Here is a 21,109-nt window from a genome sequence, read left to right as displayed (position 1 = left end):
CCCCGGCGCCTGTCCTCTTCAAATGCCTGTTTCCTTTTCTTTCAATGAGTTGCGGAGTTTTCCGGAACTGGCACGACACTTGCGAACTCGGGAGGCAAGAGCGTGGTCCGTCCGGCGGGCCTCGCCACGCCATCCGATCCGTTCTGGAGGTTCACATGGGTGTTTTTGGTGCATTGAACGCGGCCGTGTCCGGCCTTTCCGCGCAGGCTCGTGCGCTGGAGAACATCTCGGGTAACATCGCCAACTCGGCGACCGTCGGCTACAAGCGGCTCGATACGTCGTTCTCCGATCTGGTCGGCGGCGGCAAGGGCGCGCAGCCCAACCAGTTGGCCGGCACGGTCTCGGCGACGTCGCGGGCGACCAACGGCATTCAGGGCGACCTGCAGCAGAGCCAGGTCGACACCTATATGGGCATCAACGGCAGCGGCTATTTCGTCGTGCAGAGCCGGGCCGGCGAAGTCGACGGCCGCTCCATTTTCACCGGCAACGACCTTTACACCCGCCGCGGCGACTTCGAGGTCGACAAGGAGGGGCGCCTGGTCAACGGCGCCGGCTACTACCTGATGGGGCAGCCGATCGATCCGGTGACCAAGAACGTCTCCGGTTCGGTTCCCTCGATCATCACCATCGATACCTCGGTGATCCCGGCGGTGGTGACCGACCGCATCAACTACGAGGGCAACCTGCCGACCACGCCGCAGACCAGCACCAAGCTGGCCGGCGGATCGGATACGCTCGACAGTTCCCTGACCAAGGCCTCCACCGGCGTGGCGCCGGACGGCGCGCCCGCCACCCATGTGGTCGGCGCCAACTCCATTTCCGCCGATGACGAGGTCACGTTCCTCAACAGTTCGATCGCCGGCGAGGCCATCACCGTCTACAACGCCAACGGCACGCCGGTGAACGTGCAGATGCGCTGGGCCAAGACGTTCGAGGACGATGGCACCCAGCCGGACACCTGGTCGCTCTACTATCTCGCGGATTCCCAGGCGACCGGCACCGATGACAAGTGGGTCAAGGTCTCCGATGCCCAGTTCGGCGCCAACGGCCGCATGACGCTGCCGGCCAACGATACGATGACGATGACCGGCCTCAATGTCGACGGGCAGCCGGTCGGCAATGTCACGCTCAGCTTCGGCACCAATGCGCTGACCCAGTTCGCCGACAGCAACGGCAGCGCGAAGATCTCCAAGCTGATCCAGAACGGCTATCCCGCCGGCGACCTGACCGGCGTCACGGTTTCCGAAGCCGGCCGCCTGGTCGCCTCCTACTCCAACGGCCGGACCCGCGAACTCTACGAGATCTCGCTGGTCACGTTCTCGGGCGAGGCCTGGCTGGAGCGCGTCAGCGGCGGCGCCTTCGAGGTGACGCCGGAATCGGGCGAGCCGATCGCCGGGGCGAACGGCAAGATCATCGGCAAGCGGCTGGAGGCGTCCAATACCGACATCGCCGACGAGTTCTCCAAGCTGATCATCACGCAGCAGGCCTATTCGGCCAATACCCGCATCGTCAGCTCCAGCGACCAGATGCTGAAGGAAGCGATCAACATGATCCGCTGACGCGGGCCTGAATTCGGCCGGCTGGCGTCTTTGCGCCAGCCGGTCCTTGCGACGCCGAGAGGCCAACGCCGGGTGAGGCCATGGGACTGAGCAGCGCTCTCAATACCGCTTTGATCGGGCTTGGCTACAACCAGCGCCAGCTCGATGTGACAGCGAGCAACATCGCCAATGCCGACACTGTCGGCTACACGCGCAAGTCGATCAGCGCCTCGGCGGCCTATGACGGCAATGGCCGGATCACCGGCCTCAATGTCGACAGCATGCGCCGATACCTGGATGTGGCGGTCCAGAGCCAGTACCGCACCTCGCTGGCGGAATACAACTACGCCTCGGTCTCGCAGCAATATCTGGCGCGGATCGACACCCTGTTCGGGACGATCGGCGATGCCGGCTCGCTGTCGAACTCCTACAATGCCTTCCTGGCATCGATGTCGAACCTTGTCTCGGGGCCGGAGGACTATTCCAACCGGCTCGAAGTCCTGCGCATGGCGGAGCAACTGGCGGGCAAGCTGAACTCGATGTCCAACGACATCCAGTCGATGCGGCAGGAGGTCGAGTACCAGATCGCCGACCAGGTCGACCGGGTCAATGCGCTTCTAGCGGACATTCAGCAGCTCGACCGCCAGATCGTCGCCTCCTCGCAGGACGGGTCTGCCCCCGTCGGCTTGATGGACAAGCGCGACACGATGCTGGAGGAACTTGCGGGATATATCGACATCACGGTCAAGCCGACGGAGCAAGGCGGCGTCCGCATCCACATGGGTGGCGGCACGCTGCTCTACGATGTCGACGTGATGAAGCTGAAGTTCGATGCCCGCGGCAGCGTCAATTCCAACGCGCTCTATTCGATGGATGGCGACCTGCGGGGCGTTGGAACGCTGGTCCTGGAGAATTCCGAGGGCAGTCAGATCGACCTGCTTTCGACACGGACGTTGCGCAGCGGGTCGATTGCCGGCCTCATCAACATGCGCGACGAGGCGCTGGTGCATGCCCAGACCCAGCTCGACGAGATCGCCGCAGCCGTCGCCCGCGCCTTCTCCACGCACGAGCAGCAGGGAACGCCTCATATCGATGCCGGCGTTCAGACCGGCTACGAGGTCGATCTTGCCAACCTGCAGCCGGGCGACAGTCTCAGCTTCGAGTACAAGGATCTCGCCACCGGGCGAACCAAGTCGGTCACCATCTATCGCAGCGATGGTCCGACCCCGCCGGCCCTGACGGCAACCAACGATTCCAACGACATCTTCCTGGCTGTCGATTTCTCCAGCGGCGACTACACCACCATCGCCGCCAATATCCAGGCGGCCCTCGACGCCGATCCGCGGATCGGTGCGGGCACCTTCGCAGCCTCCGCTCCGGGCGGCTCGACCCTTCGGCTGGAAAGCACGGCACCGGGAAGCGTTCGTATCGAGCGGCTCAGCGCCCTGGAAACCGCCGGGAGTTCCTCGGCCTTTGGCGATGCGTTCTCGCTCTTCGTCGACGACAATGGCAGCGCGTTCACGGGGATTGCGGACGGGCGACCCAACACCACCGGCTTCGCCTCGCGCATCCGTGTGTCGCAGGAGATCCTGAACGACCCGGCGCTGCTCGTCGAGTATGCGCCCGGGGTCGCCACCGGCGATGCGACACGGCCGCAGGCGATCCTCGACAAGCTGAAGGGGACGTCGACGGCCTTCTCGCCGGGCACCCGGATCGGCGGCAGCAGCTCCGTCTTCAAGGGCTCCATCGCCGACTTCGTCACCGCCAGCGTCTCGCATCAAAGCGGGCGTTCCGCCCAGGCGAAAGCGGCTCTGGCCGGCCAGCAGGTGGTAACCCAGAACCTGAAGACACGTCTTGACGACAGTTCCAAGGTCGATGTCGACCAGGAACTGGCGCATCTCGTCACCCTGCAGAATGCCTATGCGGCCAATGCGCGGGTGATGCAGGTGGTGAGAGAACTCTTCGATATCCTGATGCGGAGCTAGCGAGAGCCATGGCGATCAATCCGTACAGCAACAGCTTCACGCTGCCTCGGCAGGTCAGTTACCTGACGGCCCTGCGCTCGCAGATGGATGACCTGCAGCGCCAGCTCGGCACCGGCCTCAAGGCGGAAACCTATGGCGGGCTGGGATCCGAGCGGGTGCTCAACCTGTCGATCCGCCAGCAGCTCTCGTCCGTCGGGGTCTATCGGCAGACCATCCAGATCGCCGGCTTGCGGCTGGATGCTCTCGACAAGACCAGCGGGCGCCTGGAGGCGATCCGCATCGAAGCCAAGGCCACGACAGATCGCAACAATTTCGAGCTGTTCTCCAACGGCCGCACCTCCAGCCAGACGTCGGCGGAGATCGCGTTGCGCGAGTTCATGGCGCATCTCAACACCGATGTGGGCGGCCGCTACCTGTTCTCCGGCAAGACGGCCGACACGCTGCCGGTACAGAGTCTCGACTTCATTCTCGCGGGCAACGGCAACTATGCCGGCTTGCAGACGGTGATCAGCGAGTACAACCAGGCGGATCTCGGTGCGCTCGGTAACGGGCGGACCACGACTGCGGTGGTCGGCAGCCAGGTGACCTTTGCCGAGGACGGCGCGCATCCCTTCGGTTTCAAGATCGACAACGTCTCGTCCGGCTTCAGCAATGCCTCCGTCACACAGACGGCGGGACCGCCGGCGGCGCTGGAGGTCGACTTCACCGGACAGCCGGAACCCGGCGAGGGTATCCGGGTTTTCGTCAATCTGCCCGACGGGACACAGACGGAAATCACGATCGGCGTCCAGGGCGCATCCCAGGACCCGGAGTTCACCTTCCAGCGCGGGGCGACCCCCGCCGACACGGCGGAGAACTTCAAGGCCGCGCTGGACACTGCGTTGCAGACGCTGGCCGGCACGGAACTCAAGGCGGCTTCGACCATGCGTGCCTCCGATGCGTTCTTCGACACCGCGCCGAAGTCTCCGGTGCCGCCCGGCTACCTGCCGCAGGCGCGGGTGGTTCCGAATGCGGGCGACTTCGCGACGGCAACGTCCCTGCGCGACGGCACGCCCGATACGGTCGCCTGGTATGTCGGCGACAATTCCCCCGGCAGTCCGCGGGCGGACATGAAGGCGACGATCGACGAGAATCTGACGGTCGGGTATGGCGCCCGCGCCAACGAAGACGGCTATCGCCAGGTGGTGCAAGCTCTCGCGGCCTTCATCGCCTCCGACTTCTCGCCGTCCCAGCCCGAGAACCAGCGCTTCTATCAGGCGATGGCCGATCGCTCCAACGGGGTGCTGACGCCGAATGGCGCGGATGCGTCGGGCATCCGCAAGAACCATATGGAATTCGCGGCGGTCCAGCGGACGGTGGCGGATGCCAAGGAGCGGCACCGGGTCGAAGAGGGCGCGCTCCAGTTGATCGTCGACGGGATCGAGGGGGTCAATCGGGAGGAGGTGGCAGCCAAACTCCTGACCCTGAGGACCAATCTGGAAGTGAGCTATCAGGCAACCAGCATCATGCTGCAACTGTCGCTGGCGAACTACCTGTAACGGAGCAGCCCGCTGATCGGGTCGGCGGCGCTTTTCTGGGTCGTCGCTTCAACCTACCTGCAGAAACCCCGGCGAACACGGTTCGCTGGGGTTTCTGCTTGTTGTGGCCTGACGTCTGATACCAACTGTCGGTGTGCTTGGCTCATCGAGAGCTAGAGCCCTTTCGGCCAATTCGGAGCCATTCTGACGGAGCGATTTTGTGACAAGGTCAAGCAAAGACACGCAGGCCGTATCTGGATGCGGACAAGGGGCTTTGCGCTGGAATTGGCGCAAAATCGCCCGTCCCGCAGGGCTTCCGATTGGCGGGCGCCCGACGCCGAACCGATCTTGCCCGATGCGAAGGTATCGCGCGGTGACCGTTTCGACGCCGGATCGCCGCTCCAATCGAGAAGCAGAATTGACTTCGAATTGGCCGAAAGGGCTCTAGTCAAGCCCGTGCGGCGCCTGAGCAATTTCAAGGCGCGATGGGTCAGCATCTCGGCACCTTGGTCCGATGCGGGCCATACGGCCACCCGCCTGCCCAGTACGAAAAACGCCGGCCCAAGGCCGGCGTTCGAAGGGATCTTGCAAAGGCGGCGCCGGTCAGGTGCCGCGCAGGCCTTGGGCGATGTTCCGGTTGATCTGGATCAGCGTCGTCAGCCGCTCCGGGCTCGGATTTGTCATCACATCAAGCGTGTGCTTGAGGATGAAGGCGCCGAGCGAACCGAGATTCTGTTTGATCTCGAGCGGCATCGGGTTGTCGTTGCTCGTCACCGAGGTCGCCAGGATCGTCCAGAGACGGCGGTTGTAGGACAGCGCCTCGTCCAGAGAGACGGGGCCGCCCTCGGTGCCCCAGTCATCCTTGACCGCCTGAAGCCTGGCTGCCGCCTTGAGAAGCAGCGTGGCTTCCAGTTCGCGCGGGCTCACGGTCGATTGCGTCGTCTGCTGATATGCTGCGGTGGCCAGATTGTGCATGTGCGATCAGTTCCCGTTCGTACTCGACCAGTTCCTTCGCCCGTCGCAAGGCAGCGTAGAGAGAACCGGTTAAGATCTCATTGTTGACGGCGTCGATCAGGCCGATGGTGCTCGGTGCCGCCCGAATGAGGTCGTTCACCAGGTCGAAATAGACCTTCCTGTGCCGCTCGATATCCTGGTTGAGATACATGAGCTGCACAGCAAGATAGATCCGCTTGGCGGGGGTGTTTGCCGTTTCCGCCGTATAGATGTCCTTCTCGCGAAGGATCGGTTCGCTGCCCTCGATGAAGATATGCGTCCGATGATCCCCGTTCGTGATCACGGTGGACCCGACGATGAACCTTTCCCTTGGCCGCAGTTCGATCTTCAGTGCCATGTTCGAATACTCGCACAACGCAGTGATTCAGGCAAGATTTTAAGGTGTCCCGAAGCAAAAAAGGCGGCGGGGATCCCGCCGCCAGGAAATGTTTGCCTAGTATTTACCTTAGAAGAGGCGCAGCACGGCCTGGTCGGCCTGCGAGGACAGCGACAGCGCCGTGGTGGACAGCTGCTGACGGGTCTGCAGGGCGAGGAGGTTGGCGCCTTCCTCGTTGGTGTCGGCCAGCACCAGGTTGTCGGCACCGGTCTGCAGGGTGTTGATCGAGGCCTTGGTGAAGTCCTTGCGGATCTGCACGGTGGACAGGCTGGAACCAAACTTGGATCCGGCCTCACGCAGGGTGATCAGCGCCTTGGAGAGTTCGTCGAGAGCCTGGTTAGCCTCGGTATCGTTGAGGCTGGTTGACTTGGTGATGTTGAGGCCCGAGGAGGTGAGGTTCTCACCCTGGATGGTCAACTCCGACTTGCTGGCCGCGTCGCGCTTCTCGTTGAAGGCGACGGTGAGCTTCGAGGATGAGGAGTTGATCAGATTGATGCCGTTGAACGAGGTGTCCTGCGCGAGCTTGTCGATCTCGCTGAGGATGCCGTTGAACTGCGACACCAGCTTCTGGCGGGTGGTCGAGTTCGATGCCGGGTTGGCACGTGCGGCGATAGAGAACAGGTCCGCATCACCGGCGCTGGCGCCATTGATGAAGGTCACCTGAGTCTCGCCCGGATCGGTGTAGTCACCGTCGGCCGGGCTGGACAGATCGATCGAGGTGTTGGTGCCGAAGCCGAGCGAGGCGGCCAGCGAGGTCTGCTGGGTGGTCGCGGTCGAGCCGTCGCCGTCCAAGTCGTGAATGTTCAGGAAGAGATCTTCCGCATCGGAAGCGGTGATCTTGAACTTGCCGGCATCGGTGACCTCTGCGGTGGCAACGCCGGAGGCATTGATCACGTCGAGGACGTCCTGAACGGTCGACACCACGCCCGAACCGTCCACCTTCTGCGTCGTGCCGATGGTGATGGAGATGCCGGAAAGCGTTCCGTTGCTCGTGTTCGAGGTCGACAGTTCGATCAGGTCGCCGTTGGTGAAGCCGAGGTTGGTGAGGGTCTGCCGGCGCGCCTGATCCTGGATCGATTCGCCCGAGACCGGGGTGAGGCCGTTGGTCGAGATCGAGGAGGAGCTTTCCACCACGGTGCCGGAGCCGGCGGAGCCGTCCTGCAGGGCCTGGCGGGCCGTCGACTGGGCGCTCTGCACCAGCTTGGTGATGGCGGTGATACCGTTGTCGGCGGCCTCGATCGTCTTGATCGCGTTGCCGATGCCGTCGAGCAGGTTGGTCAGGTCCCTGGCGCGGGCCGACAGCGTCTGCGACGTGAAGAAGTTGGTCGGGTTGTCGAGGGCCGAGTTGACCTTCTTGCCGGTGGCAAGACGGTTCTGGGTGGTGGCCATCATGTCGGCGGTGCTCTGCAGCGTCAGCAGGTTCTGGCGTACACCGGCGGAGAGAGTGATGTCGGACATTTGGAAATCCTTTCGCGCCGCCCTTGTCCCGGGCGCATCTCATTCTGAGAACGCGTTAATAATTGAGCTGAAATTCCTAACGACAGGTTAACCATGTCGCAAATCGCGACCGGCGCTTTAGAAATTTGAAAGAAACCCAAAAGGAAAGGGCGGCGGGTCGAAACCCGCCGCCCTTCGAGAGCGTTTTGCGCCTTTCGGCGAGCTGCGTTCTTAGAAGAGCCGCAGCACGGCCTGGTCGGCCTGCGAGGACAGCGACAGCGCCGTGGTAGACAACTGCTGACGGGTCTGCAGGGCGAGGAGGTTGGCACCTTCCTCGTTGGTGTCGGCCAGCACCAGGTTGTCGGCACCGGTCTGCAGGGTGTTGATCGAAGCCTTGGTGTAGTCCTTGCGGATCTGCACCGTGGACAGGCTGGAGCCGAACTTGGATCCGGCCTCACGCAGGGTGATCAGCGCCTTGGAGAGCTCGTCGAGGGCGTTGTTGGCCTCGGTGTCGTTGAGGCTGGTCGTCTTGGTGATATTGAGGCCCGAGGAGGTGAGATCCTCGCCCTTGATGATCAGTTCCGACTTGCTGGCCGCGTCGCGCTTCTCGTTGAAGGCGACGGTGAGCTTAGAGGACGACGAGTTGATCAGGTTGATGCCGTTGAACGAGGTGTCCTGCGCGAGCTTGTCGATCTGGCCCAGGATGTCGTTGAACTGCGACACCAGCTTCTGGCGGGTGGTCGAGTTCGACGCCGGATTGGCCTGGGTGGTGATCGAGAAGCTGTCGGCATCACCGGCACTGGCGCCATTGGTGAAGGTCACCTGGGTCTCGCCCGCGTCGACGTAGTCGGCGTCGCCGTTGAGATCGATCGAGGTGTTGGTGCCGAAGCCGAGCGAGGCGGCCAGCGAGGTCTGCTGGGTCGTCGCGGTCGAGCCGTCGCCGCCGACGTCGACGATCGACAGGTTGATCGTCTCGGCGTCCGAACCGGTGATCTTGAACTTGCCGGCATCGGAGACCTCGGCGGTGGCAACGCCGGAGGCGTTGATCACATCGAGGACGTCCTGAACGGTCTCAACCACACCGGAGCCGTCGACCTTCTGCGTCGTGCCGACTTCGATCTGGATCTGGGAAACCGCACCATTGGTGGTGTTGGTGGTCTGCAGGGTGATCGTATCGCCGTTGGAGAAGCCGAGGTTGGACAGGGTCTGGCGCTTGGCCTGGTCCTGGATCGATTCGCCCGCGACCGGCGTCAGGCCGTTGGTCGAGATCGAGGAGGAGCTTTCCACCACGGTGCCGGAGCCGGCGGAGCCGTCCTGCAGCGCCTGGCGGGCCGTCGACTGGGCGCTCTGCACCAGCTTGGTGATGGCGGTGATACCGTTGTCGGCGGCCTCGATCGTCTTGATCGCGTTGCCGATGCCGTCGAGCAGGTTGGTCAGGTCCTTGGCACGGGCCGACAGCGACTGCGAGGTGAAGAAGTTGGTCGGGTTGTCGAGGGCCGAGTTGACCTTCTTGCCGGTGGCAAGGCGGTTCTGGGTGGTGGCCATCATGTCGGCGGTGCTCTGCAGCGTCAGCAGGTTCTGACGCACACCGGCGGAAAGAGTGATGTCGGACATTCGGAAATCCTTTCTGGCTGCCCAAATTTTCGCATGGCCTCGTCCTGAGGCTCGCAGCCAAATTGACCCGGAAACGCTAAATTAAGGTTAATGACATGTGTCGAGAATTCCGATTTGCCGTGCAATTACAGCAGGTTTGTTAACCATATCGAAAGGGGCGCGAAAAAGGGCGGCGAGTCGAGACTCGCCGCCCTTCGTGAGTGTTTTGTGCCTTGCGGCGAGCTGCGTCTTAGAGGAGACGCAGCACGGCCTGGTCGGCCTGCGAGGACAGCGACAGCGCCGTGGTGGACAGCGACTGGCGGGTCTGCAGGGCGAGGAGGTTGGCGCCTTCCTCGTTGGTGTCGGCCAGCACCAGGTTGTCGGCACCGGTCTGCAGGGTGTTGATCAGATCCTTGGTGAAGTCCTTGCGGATCTGCACCGTGGACAGGTTCGAACCGAAGGTCGACGAGGTCTCGCGCAGCGTCGTCAGCGCACCGCTGAGCTTGTCGAGAGCCGCATTGGCCTCGGTGTCGTTGAGGCTCGACACCTGGGTCAGGCTCATGCCGGACGAGGTCAGATCCTTGCCCTGGATGGTCAGTTCCGACTTGCTGGCCGCGTCGCGCTTCTCGTTGAAGGCGACGGTGAGCTTCGAGGACGACGAGTTGACCAGGTTGATGCCGTTGTAGGAGGCATCCTGCGCAAGCTTGTCGATCTGGCCCAGGATGTCGTTGAACTGCGACACCAGCTTCTGGCGGGTGGTCGAGTTCGACGCCGGATTGGCCTGGGTGGTGATCGAGAAGCTGTCGGCATCACCGGCACTGGCGCCATTGGTGAAGGTCACCTGGGTCTCGCCCGCGTCGACGTAGTCGGCGTCGCCGTTGAGATCGATCGAGGTGTTGGTGCCGAAGCCGAGCGAGGCGGCCAGCGAGGTCTGCTGGGTCGTCGCGGTCGAGCCGTCGCCGCCGACGTCGACGATCGACAGGTTCAGCGTATCAGTGTCCGAACCGGTGATCTTCAGCTTGCCGGCATCGGTGACCTCGGCGGTGGCAACGCCGGAGGCGTTGATCACGTCGAGGACGTCCTGAACGGTCGAGACTGCGCCCGAGCCGTCGACCTTCTGCGTCGTGCCGACGGTGATCTCGATCTGGGAAACCGCACCGGTCGTGGTGTCGGTTGCCTGCAGGGTGATCGTATCGCCGTTGGAGAAGCCAAGGTTGGACAGGGTCTGGCGCTTGGCCTGGTCCTGGATCGATTCGCCCGCGACCGGCGTCAGGCCGTTGGTCGAGATCGAGGAGGAGCTTTCCACCACGGTGCCGGAGCCGGCGGAGCCGTCCTGCAGCGCCTGGCGGGCCGTCGACTGGGCGCTTTCCACCAGCTTGGTGATGGCGGTGATACCGTTGTTGGCGGCCTCAAGGGTCTTCGTCGCGTTGGAGATGCCGTCGAGCAAGCTCGACAACTCGTTGGCGCGCGAATTCAGGTTCTGCGAGGTGAAGAAGTTGGTCGGGTTGTCGAGGGCCGAGTTGACCTTCTTGCCGGTGGCAAGGCGGTTCTGCGTGGTGGCCATCATCTCGGCGGTCTTCTGCAGCGACAGAAGGTTCTGGCGCACGCCAGCGGAGAGAGTAACGCTCATTGGTGTACCTTTCTGGTAACAGGTCGAGCAACGCATCCTCGTTGCCAGGCGAAAGTACCCCGTCGTTCCGGAATCAATTGTAAAAACAATTGGTTAACGTATCTTAGGGTAAACAGCCGGTTACCAGGTCCGCCGGAGGCTCGCATCCTGCGGCAGGAGCTTAAAACTGCTCGCCGAATCATCCCGAAACGGAGATACTGCGAAGGTGCTCGAACAGCCACCGCCGAGGATCCGGTGCCGTCCGCTGCCTCGCAGCGGTTAAGAAACTGCCGCCTGGCGGGGGTAAGGACAGTGAAACCCGCGAACGCGCCGGACCGGCCTGATCGGAACCCGCGTTTGCCGCGAGCCCGAAAAGATCGCGAGATGAGCCTCTTCACATTTGACAAGTGCACGGTGGTCGCCGAGATCGGCATCAATCACAATGGCAGTATCGACCTGGCGCTGGAGATGATCCGCGCCGCGCACCGTGTCGGCTGCGATGCGGTCAAGTTTCAGAAGCGCACCGTCGATGTCGTCTACTCCGCCGAGGAACTGTCGCGGCCGCGCAAGTCGCCCTTGGGCGAGACCAATGGCGACCTGAAGCGGGGGCTCGAATTCGGCCGGGCTGAGTATGAGCGGATTGCCGCGCTCTGCGCCGAACTGGGGATCGTCTGGTACGCCTCGCCCTGGGACGAGGCGGCGGTCGACTTTCTCGTGGCGCTGGACGTTCCCTATCTGAAGATCGCGTCGGCGTCGGTGACCGACCGGGAACTGCTTGTCCATGCTGCCCGCAGCGGGGTGCCGCTGCTGATCTCCACCGGCATGTGCAATCTGAAGATGGTCGAGGCGGCGGTCGAAGCCATCGAGGAGGCCGGCGGCCAGATCTCCTGCCTCTATCACTGCACCTCGACCTATCCGGCGCTTCCCGAGGAGATCAATCTCGCCGGCATCTCCACCCTGCGCGAGCGCTTTCCCCATCTCAAGATCGGCTATTCCGGACACGAGGAGGGCATCCTGCCGAGCATCCTGTCGATCGCCTTCGGCGCGGTGTCGGTGGAGCGCCACTTCACTCTCGACCGCACCATGTGGGGCTCCGACCAGTCGGCCTCCATCGACGTGGCGCAGATGAAGGAGATGATTGCCGGCATTCGCTTGGCCGAGAAGGTTCGCGGCGACGGCGTCATCGATATCTACGCCCGCGAGCGCCCCGTGATGGAGAAGCTGCGGCGCAAGGATACGCTGGCCGCGCTGTGACCGTCCCATCGTGACCCCCGCTCCGTGATCCCCGCCCGCATGCGCCCGCTCTCCGTCCTGCACCTGGCCTCCTTCGTCGGCAATCTCGGCGACAATGCCATGCATGACGGCGAATACCGGACGCGCGCCGCCGATCTTCCGGTTCCTCTGAACCATCGCCCCATCGAGGTGCGGGACTTCATCCACTGGCGCCGGCGCGCGTTTGACGGGGCGTTCGTGGACGAGGCAAACAGCGCGGATCTGGTTGTCATCGGCGGGTTCAGCCTGTTTCAGCTCTGGCGCGAGACCACCTCCTCCGGCACCTATCTGGATGCGGGCCCCGAGCTATTTGCCGCGATCCGGCGGCCGATCGTGTTCCATGGCCTCGGCGTCGACGCGACGCGCGGCGTCAGTCCGGTGGCGGTGGCGCGGACGCGGGCGTTTCTCGACGATATGCTCGGCTTCGATCACTGCCGGTTCTCGCTGCGCAATGACGGGTCGAGCGACCTGATCCGCGATCATCTGGGCAGCGCTTATGCCGATGCCATGCCGGTGATCCCGGATGGCGGCCTGTTCGCCGAGCCGTCGCCCTGGGCCCATCCCGGCCTGCCGGAGGGGCAGCGCTTTGTCGCCGTCAACCTTGCCGGCGACATGCCGGACAAGCGCTATGCCGGAGACCGCGGCGAAGATCTGACCGACCGCTTCGCGGCCGGAATTGCCGCCGGGATAGAGACGTTGCTCGGCGCCGACGAGACGCTCACCTGTGTCTTCGTGCCCCATATCTACAGCGATTTCGGGCCGATCGGCGCGGTGCTCGCCGCGCTGGACGACAGGTTGCGGCGCGAGCGCATCGTCGTTGCCGGACTGGCGCAAGGGGAGGGCGGCTGGTCGGCCAGTTTCGACCTCTATCGTCGCGCCGCCGCCGTCATCGCCATGCGCTATCATGCGAACCTTGCGTCGATCGGTTTCGGCACGCCGGTCTTCGGCCTCTCCACACACCACAAGATCGCCGGCCAGTTCGGCGCGCTCGGGCTTGCAGACCGCTGTCATGCCTGGACCGCGGACAGCGATCTCGCGCCTCTTTTCGCCGATGTGGCACGCGATCTTGCCGATCCCGCCGCAAGCGTCCGGCGCCTTGCGGCGGTGCGTGCCCGCGAGCGGCAGGTGCTCAGGACCCACCATGATGATCTTGCCGGCTGGCTGGCGGCGCGGGTGGAGGGGTTTGCGTGAGTTCGATCATCGACCGCTGCCTGGCGCTTTACGGATCGGACGATTACTTCGTGCGCTACCCGGCGCGGGTGTCGGCGGACGAATATTGGGACGACAAGCGCGATCCGGACGGCCGTCTGCGCGACATCGCCGCCGAGCGGGAGATGCGCAAGGCCGACCTTGCCTATATCGCTGAGGCGGTGAATGCGCGGCCCCCCGGCCGGGTGGTCGATATCGGCTGCGGTCTCGGCGAGTTGCTCGAGCAGATCGACCCGCGCCACGAGCGGATCGGCCTCGATCCGTCCGCAAAGGCGGTGGAGATGGCGGCGCAGCGCAGCGGCGCCGCTACCCTTCGCGGCGTGCTGGAGCCCGGCCGTTTCCAGCCTGCGTCCTGCGATGTGATCGTCGCCCATCATGTCATCGAGCATGTCGACGAGCCGGTTGCCTTCGTCCGGCTGGTGGCCGAGGCGCTGCGCACGGGCGGGCTTTTCGTGGTCGGCACGCCCAATTTCGCCAGCGCCGCGGCGCGCCTTTTCGGCGAGCGCTACCGCTTGCTCCACGATCCGACGCATGTCAGCCTCTTCACCGACGACTCGCTGATGCGACTGCTGCGGGACAGCGGCTTCCGCATCGCCTCGGTGGAGTATCCGTTCTTCGGCACGCGCTTTGCCACCCTTGAGGCCTTCGAGCGGATGCAGGACCCGGGAACGGGCGTGTCGCCCGCCTTCTGGGGCTCCTTCGTGACGGTTTTTGCGGAAAAGACATGATGATCTGTGATGCGATCGTGCTGGCGCGTGGCGGTTCGAAAGGGATCCCGCGCAAGAATATCGTGCCGGTCTTCGGCAAGCCGTTGATTGCCTGGACCATCGAGGCGGCGCAGGCCGCAGGCTTTGTGCGCGACGTCGTCGTCTCGACCGACAGCGAGGAAATCGCGGAGACGGCAAGGGCTTACGGGGCGCGCGTGCCAGTGCTGCGGCCGGACGAATTCGCGACCGATACCTCGCCGGCGGAGGCCTCGCTGCGCCATGCGATCCAGCATATGTGCCGGGCGGACAAGCCGGATGCGATCCTGTTCCCGCAGGTCACTTCGCCGGTGCGGCGCAGGGACACGCTGGCCGATGCCTTCCGGCATTTCACGGACGGGGGCTACGACTCGCTCTTCTCCGCCAGGCTCATCCGCAACTACATCTGGCGCAACCTGCCCGAGCCGCAGCCGCTTTACGATCCGCACAACCGGCTGATGCGCCAGCAGATCCCGGCCGAGGACCGCTATTATCGCGAGACCGGCAACTTCTACCTGTTCCGCACGGACAGTTTCGAGCGGACCGGATGCCGGCTGACGGGACGTATCGGCTTCTGGGAGACCTGCGACGAGGAAGTCGTGGAAATCGACGAGCGCGACGACATCGCCGTTGCGGAACTGATGCTCGAGCGGCTGGAGCGCAATCTCGAGATCCATCCGATCCAGATGTGACGCTCGTCGGGGCGTTCGCGCTATTTGCGCTCCGCCAGCCAGGTCTGCAGATCCGCCACCAGCCGGGGCACGATGTCGGCCGCCGGCCGTTCCGGGTCGAGCCGCAGGTAGCGCGTTGCCGGGGCCCAGGGCGGGTTGTCCTGGCCGAGCAGGATCGTGCCGGTCACCGGGCCGAAGCGCCAGGTCGGCACGCCGAGCGCACCCGACATGTCGGCGACCGACGTATTGGCCGAGATGACGAGATCCATGCAGGAAGTCAGCGCCGCCACGGTTTCCAGATCGTCGAAGAGGTCGAGGTCGTCCCAGCGATGCAGGGTGAAGGCCGTTCGCTCCTGCAGCGCCGCGATCTCCGCAGTGCGGTCGGTATAGTCGAGAAGGATGAAGTCGACCTCCTCGACCGCGAGCAGCGGGAGCAGGTCTTCCAATGCAAGATAGGACCGGCCGCGCTGGCCCGTGCGGTTGCCGCTGGTCCAGGACAGGCCGACTTTCGGCCGCGATCCGCCGAGCGGTGGCCGCTCGCGCAAGGCAGCGACGCGGTCCGGATCGGCGGCGAGCGCCGCGCGCGTGCCGGGAAAGGCGGCGATGTCCGGCCGCAGCAGGGCGGGCAGCCCGCCAAAGGCGCATTGAACGTCGAAATCCTCACGCGGCCGCGCAAAAGCGTTCAGCCCCTCGTTGCTGCGCGGGCGTATCTCCACTTGCGGGAAATTGCGGGCCAGCAGCGGCACCAGCTTGGGATGGCACTCGACGATCAACCGGCCTGCCTGCCGCGCGAGTTCGGCAAACATCGAGGCGGAGCGCAGCACGTCGCCAATGCCCTGGTCGTCCCAGATCATCAGGGTCTTGCCGGCAAGCGGCTCGCCCTGCCAGGTCGGGCGCGAGAAGCGGCGCTGGATCAGCCCCTTGAGGTTGGCCTCGACGCGGCGCTCGGCGAGCTTCCAGCCGCGCGCGAGATCGCCGCTGGCGAGGCAGGCGAGGCCGAGCGTCATCGCCGTCTCGTGGCGGGCGGGGTCGATGGCCAGCGCCCGCTCCAACTCCTCGACGGCCTCGCCAAAGCGGCCGAGATGGTAGAGCGTCTTGCCGCGCAGCAGACGGGCATCGCTGCCGGCGACGCCGCCGAGGGCGAGCGCCCGGTCCGTTTCCACCAAGGCCTGGGCATAGGCGCCGATGCCCCAGAAGGCATTGGCAAGGCTCAGCCTGTAGGTGGCATCCGTCTCGGCATCGAAGGCTTCGGCGCACTCCTGGAGCAGGGTAAGGGCTTCGCCGGCGCGATGCACCTGGTTCAGCGCGTCCGCAAGGCTGAGCAGCGCGATGCGGTGGGCGGGATCCGAGGACAGGACAAACTGGAAGACACGCACGGCGTCTTCATGCCGGGCGGCGAGGATCAGCGTCTGGCCGAACTCCACCAGCATATCGATGCGCTCGGGCGCTGCCCGCAGGGCCGCATCATAGGCGGCCAGCGCTTCCGGCAGGCGGCCGGCATTGCGCAACACCTGGGCCCGGCGATGGAGCAGGTCGGGATCGGTCGCCCCGCCGGCCTCCGTCTGTTCGGCCAGGGCCAGCAGGCGCGCGGTGTCGCCAAGCCGTTCCAGGCAGTCGAGCAGGTTGACCCGGTAGCGCGGCTCCGCAGGGGCGAGAGCCACCGCGCGTTCCAGAAGCGCCGCGGCCCGCTTCGGATAGCCCTGTTCCAGGAAGCACAGGCCGAGGAGGTTGGTCGCCTCGACGTTGGTCGGGTCCTGTTTGAGAATCTTCTCGTAGATCGGGCGCGCGCGCGCGGGCTTGCCGTCGCGCTGCAGCAGCAGCGCCTTGCGCATCTGGTCCAGGTGGCTCTGGGGAGAGGGCGGCATCCGCAGGGTCCGGGTCGAGGGTGAACGGCGCCCGGACTATAGCCGATTCGGAATCGGGTGGGGCGGAGCGGCCCAACCATGGCCCATGTCCCCGGCAAGGGTCCCGATGATCGCAATGTGGACGGGACGCGCCAACGGCACCCCGTCCGCGATCAGAGGCTGCGGCTGAACGCGAGGCCGGTCATGTCCTTCTGGGTGGTCTCGGCAAAGGCGCGGCGCAACCGCAGGAGGGATTCCTCCGGGATCTGCTGCACCACCTCGCCGGTGTCCATGTCGACGGCGCGGAAGACGATGGAGGCGGTGATCTTGTCGCGATATTCCTCGCGCTTGATGTTGCTCTCGGCCTTGGCGAAATCGTTCTCGGCAGCAGGGCGCGGGGCTGTCGTCTCGCTGGTCGGCTGGACGGACTTCTCGGGAGGCAGGTCCGTGGTCGCAGCCGGAGGCGATCCGGCCTCGGTCGGTCTGGGAGTTGCCGGCTGCGGCGTATAGGCCGCGGTCCTGATCGGTGTTGCTTCCATTGCCTTACTCCTTCACCGGACAGACCCGTGAAGGCCACGCGCCCGGGATCACTGTTGCTTTTCGACCATCACGTCTTTCGCTCGTTAACCCTTCTCGGGTCTTCCGATATGCAACTTCGCTCGCCGCACTCAGGGAGAACGACTTGCAGAATATGGCAAGAAGCTTATCGGAAAACTGTGAATCCACTCTTAATGAAATCGTTAGGATTTGCGGCTGAACCGATCTGATCCCGATTCGTTCCAGTGTGGTTAACCGGGGAAGCGCAGAGGACGCAACGGCAACGCCGCCCGGCCTTGGGAGGCGGGCGGCGTCGAGACCTGTCTCTTTTGCGGTGAGTCGCTTGGCCCGGCCCGGAAACGGCCCTACAGCGCGCGGTTGACGGCGATGCCGTCGGCGAGGGCGGGCGTGCGCGGGGCGCTGCCTCCGGGGCCGTAGGTTGACGGTCCGCGGGTGCTGGCGGCGCTCTCCGCCACCTTGCGCAGCAGGGTGTCGGCAACCTCGCGAGCGGTCGCCAGCACCGCCAGGTTGATGCGCAGCACCGGCTGGAACTCGGCATGGCGGCGCTTCAGCCGGTCGACGGCTTCGGGCGCGAGATTGCCGAGCGCGACGGTCTGGTCGCGCACGAAGGTCATGCCGCGCATGTAGATGCTGACCAGCTTGGCCTTTTCAGGCTGCAGGTCGCCGGCCGCGTCCAGCTTGCCGAGGCGGACCAGTTCCGTCTCCCGCTCGATCACGGCCAGCAGGTCGCCCATGGCGGCCTCCAGGCGAATGCAGGTTGCCTCGGCGGCCTGGGGATCGGCAATGGCGCCGGAAAAGAATTCGGGGGCAATCTCGGCGAGTTGCTTGGTGTCGAGGCTCATTGTCCGGCCATCTCCTGAAGGGCAAGAAGTTCACGCTGGACCGCGTCGGCGATGCCGATGCCGCCGGCCTTTGCGATGGTGTTGGCGTATTGTTCGACCAGCATCCCGCTCCAGGCCTCGGAGCCGGTCTCGTTGCCCCAGGCGCCACCTTCCTCCAGGCCGGCGAACATCGTCTGGAACATCGTGTTGAGAAAGACCGCCTCGAACTGCTCGGCATTCTCGCGCATCACGGCGGCAGAATTTGCCGGGTCGGGCGTGGAGGTGCGCGACGCGAAGCGGCCCTGGGCCGAGGCGAGGACGGTGTCGATGCCGGGCAGGCTCATCACATCACCTCGATTTCGGCCTGCAGTGCCCCTGACGCCTTGATCGCCTGGAGGATGGAGATCATGTCGCGGGGGCCGATGCCAAGGGCGTTGAGACCGTCGACGAGCTGCTGCAGCGTCACGGATTCGCGGACGACGGCGAGCTTGTTGTCGCTGGCATCGTCGACGAGGATGTCCGTCCGCGGTTCGACCGCAGTCTCGCCGTTGGCGAAGGGCAGGGGCTGCACCACTGTCGGGCTTTCGGCGACGGTGATGGTCAGGTTGCCCTGGGCGATGGCGACGGTCGAGACCTTGACGTTCTGTCCCATGACGATGATGCCGGAGTTCTCGTCGATGACGATGCGGGCCGGCAGGTCGGGCTGGATGACCAGTTGCTCGATATCGGTCAGCAGGTCGACGATATTGCCGTTGAACTGGCGCGGCAGGTCGATGCGGACGGTCGCCGGGTCGAGCGGCTCGGCGGTCGGCAGGCCGATCAACTCGTTGACGGCGAGCGCCATGCGCCGGGCGGTGGTCAGGTCCGGATTGCGCAGGGCGAGCCGCAGGCTGGTGAGGGAGGCCAGCTTGAAGTCGATCTCGCGCTCCACCAGCGCGCCGTTGGCGATGCGGCCGGAGGTCGGCACGCCGCGAACGATGGAGGCGGCGTCGCCCTGGGCAGCGAAGCCGCCGATGGCCAGCGGCCCTTGCGCGATGGCGTAGACCTCGCCGTCGGCGCCCAGCAGCGGCGTCACCAGCAACGTGCCGCCCTGCAGGCTGTCGGCGTCGCCGAGGGCGCTGACCGAGACGTCGATGCGGGTGCCCTGGGTGGCGAAGGCCGGCAGGTTGGCGGTGACCATCACCGCGGCCACGTTCTGGGTGTTGAGGTTGAAGCCGCGGGTGTTGACGCCGAGGCGCTCCAGCATGGCTTCCAGGCTCTGGCGGGTGAACGGGGCATTGCGCAGGCTGTCGCCGGTGCCGCGCAGGCCGACCACGAGACCGTAGCCGATCAACTGGTTGTCGCGGATGCCTTCGAAGTCGGCGATGTCCTTGATCCGCGAGGCGGCGCTGGCGGGCCCCGCCAGCGCCGCCACGAGGGCGAGCGTCCACGCCATGCAGAGAACCTGCAGAATGGCAGTGAGGCGGGAGAAGAGGCCGATCAGGGTCATTCTGGTTTGACTCGATTGCGCAACGGGCGACGACGATGGTGTGTCCGCGTTCCGTTATGCGAGCAGCGTGCCAGAATTCGGCGCGGCGGCTGAAATTCTCTAATCAATTGTTTTAAAAGCTAAATGTTGAAAACGGCAGGGGGCTCGGCCAAACTCCGTCCACGGATGCGACCTGTCGCTCGGCAGGAATTGCCGGGTCGTTAACGCTTCGTTTACCAACTCGGAAAATTGTGTAGTGTCGAAGTTGCCTCCAGCGGGATCCGGTTTTCGATGATGAGAATCTCAGGCTACACGCCCCTGACGGGCATCGCCGGACGCAACCAGAAGAAGCGCACCGACGGGTCCGGCAGCCAGTTCGACCTCGGCAGTTCGGGGCGGTCGGAAAGTGCCGCCTCCGCCGGTTCGGCCGGCGGCATTGCCGGCATCGATGCGCTGCTCGCGCTCCAGGAGGTGGACGATCCGTTGACCGGCCGGCGCCGGGCGATGGCGCGCGGCCACGACATGCTGGACATGCTGGAGGAGATCAAGGTCGACCTGCTTGCCGGGCGCGTCTCTCCGGAGCGACTCACCCGGCTGGCCATGTTGCTGGAACGGCGGATCGACAGCGGCAATCCGGCGCTGGAGAAGGTGGTCGACGAGATCGAGCTTCGCGCGAAAGTGGAGCTGGCGAAGCTCGGACTCTACGGCACGTAAACCGCGGGCGGTGCCGCCCGAACAGGCCGGAGTTCTGCCAAAACCGCGGGCAGCCGGCTTAAGTCCATGAAATGCTTCACGGAAATTTGGCGCTATTTTCGACGTCGGCGACATTGTCCATCGGTCGCAGGATCGCTATATTCCGCGCGGCCTAACGGGAGCCGGAGTAGGACATGACGGTTGAGCTGGATGCCGAGTATCGTCCCAGCGAGGACGAGACTTTCATGAACGAGCGTCAGCGCGAGTATTTCCGGAACAAGCTTTTGCGGTGGAAGGAAGAGCTCCTCAAGGAAAGCCGCGAAACGCTCGCAAACCTCCAGGAGGAAAGCCAGAACCATCCTGACATCGCCGACCGGGCGTCTTCCGAGACCGACCGATCGATCGAACTGAGGGCCCGTGACCGTCAGCGCAAGCTGATCGCCAAGATCGACGCGGCCCTGGAGCGGATCGCCGACGGGTCCTACGGCTATTGTGTCGAGACGGGGGAGCCGATCTCCATCAAGCGGTTGGAGGCCCGCCCGATCGCCACCCTGTCGCTGGAGGCGCAGGAAGCGCACGAGCGCCGCGAGAAGGTGTATCGCGACGACTGACCGGTTCTCGGCCGGCACAGACGACCTTTTAAGGCCCGGATCCGTCCGGGCCTTTTTCGTATGGGCGGCGGCCCGGTCATCCGCCCGGCATGGTCCGGTTTCATGCCCTGTTAATAGTTTCTATCCGTCTTGATTAAGACTTCGACAAGC

19 protein-coding genes are annotated in these 21,109 nt (G+C 64.7%); 9 read left to right on the top strand and 10 right to left on the bottom strand.

The genetic code is table 11. From position 1 onward, the window contains the following. The first annotated feature begins 155 nt into the window (after positions 1 to 155). From TSB10GB4_RS17960 to TSB10GB4_RS17950, 3 genes are all read left to right on the top strand, one after another. A complete protein-coding gene (locus TSB10GB4_RS17960; protein ID WP_186386141.1) occupies positions 156 to 1,559 on the top strand; it encodes a flagellar hook protein FlgE in 1,404 nt (467 codons plus the stop codon). Between the two features lie 80 nt (positions 1,560 to 1,639). Beyond that, entirely contained in the window at positions 1,640 to 3,523 is a 1,884-nt protein-coding gene (flgK, locus tag TSB10GB4_RS17955) for a flagellar hook-associated protein FlgK (protein ID WP_186386140.1), read from the top strand. A gap of 8 nt (positions 3,524 to 3,531) precedes the next feature. After that, positions 3,532 to 5,061 carry a flagellar protein gene (locus TSB10GB4_RS17950; RefSeq protein ID WP_186396878.1) on the top strand — a complete coding sequence of 510 codons (1,530 nt, stop codon included), beginning with the start codon at positions 3,532 to 3,534 and terminating at the stop codon, positions 5,059 to 5,061. A 582-nt stretch (positions 5,062 to 5,643) separates the two neighbouring features. Here TSB10GB4_RS17950 and flaF read toward each other — a convergent pair. The 5 genes from flaF to TSB10GB4_RS17925 form a co-directional block, all read right to left on the bottom strand. Continuing rightward, on the bottom strand, positions 5,644 to 5,967 hold the full coding sequence (gene flaF, locus TSB10GB4_RS17945) for a flagellar biosynthesis regulator FlaF (protein WP_244292915.1): 324 nt from the start codon (positions 5,965 to 5,967) through the stop codon (positions 5,644 to 5,646). Next, a complete protein-coding gene (gene flbT, locus TSB10GB4_RS17940; RefSeq protein ID WP_186396877.1) occupies positions 5,897 to 6,391 on the bottom strand; it encodes a flagellar biosynthesis repressor FlbT in 495 nt (164 codons plus the stop codon). The genes flaF and flbT overlap by 71 nt, the downstream gene beginning before the upstream one ends. Before the next feature lie 108 nt (positions 6,392 to 6,499). After that, positions 6,500 to 7,888: a flagellin gene (locus tag TSB10GB4_RS17935; RefSeq protein ID WP_186396876.1), complete on the bottom strand. Its 1,389-nt coding sequence runs from the start codon at positions 7,886 to 7,888 to the stop codon at positions 6,500 to 6,502. Between the two features lie 210 nt (positions 7,889 to 8,098). Further along, entirely contained in the window at positions 8,099 to 9,481 is a 1,383-nt protein-coding gene (locus TSB10GB4_RS17930; protein ID WP_186396875.1) for a flagellin, read from the bottom strand. A 229-nt stretch (positions 9,482 to 9,710) separates the two neighbouring features. Then, positions 9,711 to 11,090 (bottom strand): flagellin, encoded by a 1,380-nt coding sequence (locus TSB10GB4_RS17925; RefSeq protein WP_186396874.1) that lies wholly within the window; start codon positions 11,088 to 11,090, stop codon positions 9,711 to 9,713. Between the two features lie 363 nt (positions 11,091 to 11,453). Here TSB10GB4_RS17925 and TSB10GB4_RS17920 point away from each other — a divergent pair, with 363 nt between their 5' ends. The 4 genes from TSB10GB4_RS17920 to TSB10GB4_RS17905 are packed head-to-tail and all read left to right on the top strand — an operon-like array spanning position 11,454 to position 14,985. After that, positions 11,454 to 12,323: an N-acetylneuraminate synthase family protein gene (locus tag TSB10GB4_RS17920; RefSeq protein ID WP_186396873.1), complete on the top strand. Its 870-nt coding sequence runs from the start codon at positions 11,454 to 11,456 to the stop codon at positions 12,321 to 12,323. Between the two features lie 39 nt (positions 12,324 to 12,362). Beyond that, positions 12,363 to 13,532 (top strand): polysaccharide pyruvyl transferase family protein, encoded by a 1,170-nt coding sequence (locus TSB10GB4_RS17915; RefSeq protein WP_186396872.1) that lies wholly within the window; start codon positions 12,363 to 12,365, stop codon positions 13,530 to 13,532. Further along, the gene (locus TSB10GB4_RS17910) at positions 13,529 to 14,278 is read left to right on the top strand and encodes a bifunctional 2-polyprenyl-6-hydroxyphenol methylase/3-demethylubiquinol 3-O-methyltransferase UbiG (RefSeq protein ID WP_186396871.1); all 750 of its coding nucleotides are present in this window, start codon (positions 13,529 to 13,531) and stop codon (positions 14,276 to 14,278) included. The genes TSB10GB4_RS17915 and TSB10GB4_RS17910 overlap by 4 nt, the downstream gene beginning before the upstream one ends. Next, positions 14,275 to 14,985: a cytidylyltransferase domain-containing protein gene (locus TSB10GB4_RS17905; RefSeq protein WP_186396870.1), complete on the top strand. Its 711-nt coding sequence runs from the start codon at positions 14,275 to 14,277 to the stop codon at positions 14,983 to 14,985. Before TSB10GB4_RS17910 ends, TSB10GB4_RS17905 begins: the two co-directional genes overlap by 4 nt. A 20-nt stretch (positions 14,986 to 15,005) precedes the next feature. Here TSB10GB4_RS17905 and TSB10GB4_RS17900 read toward each other — a convergent pair whose 3' ends face one another. From TSB10GB4_RS17900 to TSB10GB4_RS17880, 5 genes are all read right to left on the bottom strand, one after another. Further along, positions 15,006 to 16,829 (bottom strand): lipopolysaccharide assembly protein LapB, encoded by a 1,824-nt coding sequence (locus tag TSB10GB4_RS17900; protein WP_186396869.1) that lies wholly within the window; start codon positions 16,827 to 16,829, stop codon positions 15,006 to 15,008. A 152-nt stretch (positions 16,830 to 16,981) separates the two neighbouring features. Continuing rightward, positions 16,982 to 17,347 carry a hypothetical protein gene (locus TSB10GB4_RS17895; RefSeq protein ID WP_186396868.1) on the bottom strand — a complete coding sequence of 122 codons (366 nt, stop codon included), beginning with the start codon at positions 17,345 to 17,347 and terminating at the stop codon, positions 16,982 to 16,984. A gap of 363 nt (positions 17,348 to 17,710) precedes the next feature. After that, positions 17,711 to 18,208: a hypothetical protein gene (locus TSB10GB4_RS17890; protein ID WP_208984863.1), complete on the bottom strand. Its 498-nt coding sequence runs from the start codon at positions 18,206 to 18,208 to the stop codon at positions 17,711 to 17,713. Next, complete coding sequence (locus TSB10GB4_RS17885) at positions 18,205 to 18,531, bottom strand: rod-binding protein (protein ID WP_186388521.1); 327 nt, start codon at positions 18,529 to 18,531, stop codon at positions 18,205 to 18,207. The genes TSB10GB4_RS17890 and TSB10GB4_RS17885 overlap by 4 nt, the downstream gene beginning before the upstream one ends. Beyond that, entirely contained in the window at positions 18,531 to 19,622 is a 1,092-nt protein-coding gene (locus TSB10GB4_RS17880) for a flagellar basal body P-ring protein FlgI (RefSeq protein WP_244570958.1), read from the bottom strand. Before TSB10GB4_RS17880 ends, TSB10GB4_RS17885 begins: the two co-directional genes overlap by 1 nt. Before the next feature lie 324 nt (positions 19,623 to 19,946). On the opposite strand from TSB10GB4_RS17880, the gene TSB10GB4_RS17875 reads away from it, so the two are divergent. Then, positions 19,947 to 20,369, top strand: coding sequence for a flagellar assembly protein FliX (locus tag TSB10GB4_RS17875; RefSeq protein WP_208984862.1), 423 nt, complete (start codon positions 19,947 to 19,949; stop codon positions 20,367 to 20,369). A gap of 173 nt (positions 20,370 to 20,542) precedes the next feature. Beyond that, positions 20,543 to 20,959 (top strand): RNA polymerase-binding protein DksA, encoded by a 417-nt coding sequence (gene dksA, locus TSB10GB4_RS17870; RefSeq protein WP_186388519.1) that lies wholly within the window; start codon positions 20,543 to 20,545, stop codon positions 20,957 to 20,959. Positions 20,960 to 21,109 lie beyond the last annotated feature (150 nt).

The sequence above is a fragment of the Stappia sp. TSB10GB4 genome (assembly GCF_900185745.1).
GTDB lineage: Bacteria > Pseudomonadota > Alphaproteobacteria > Rhizobiales > Stappiaceae > Stappia.
Note: the sequence above shows the minus strand (reverse complement) of the source record. Positions and strands in the feature narration are given on the sequence as shown.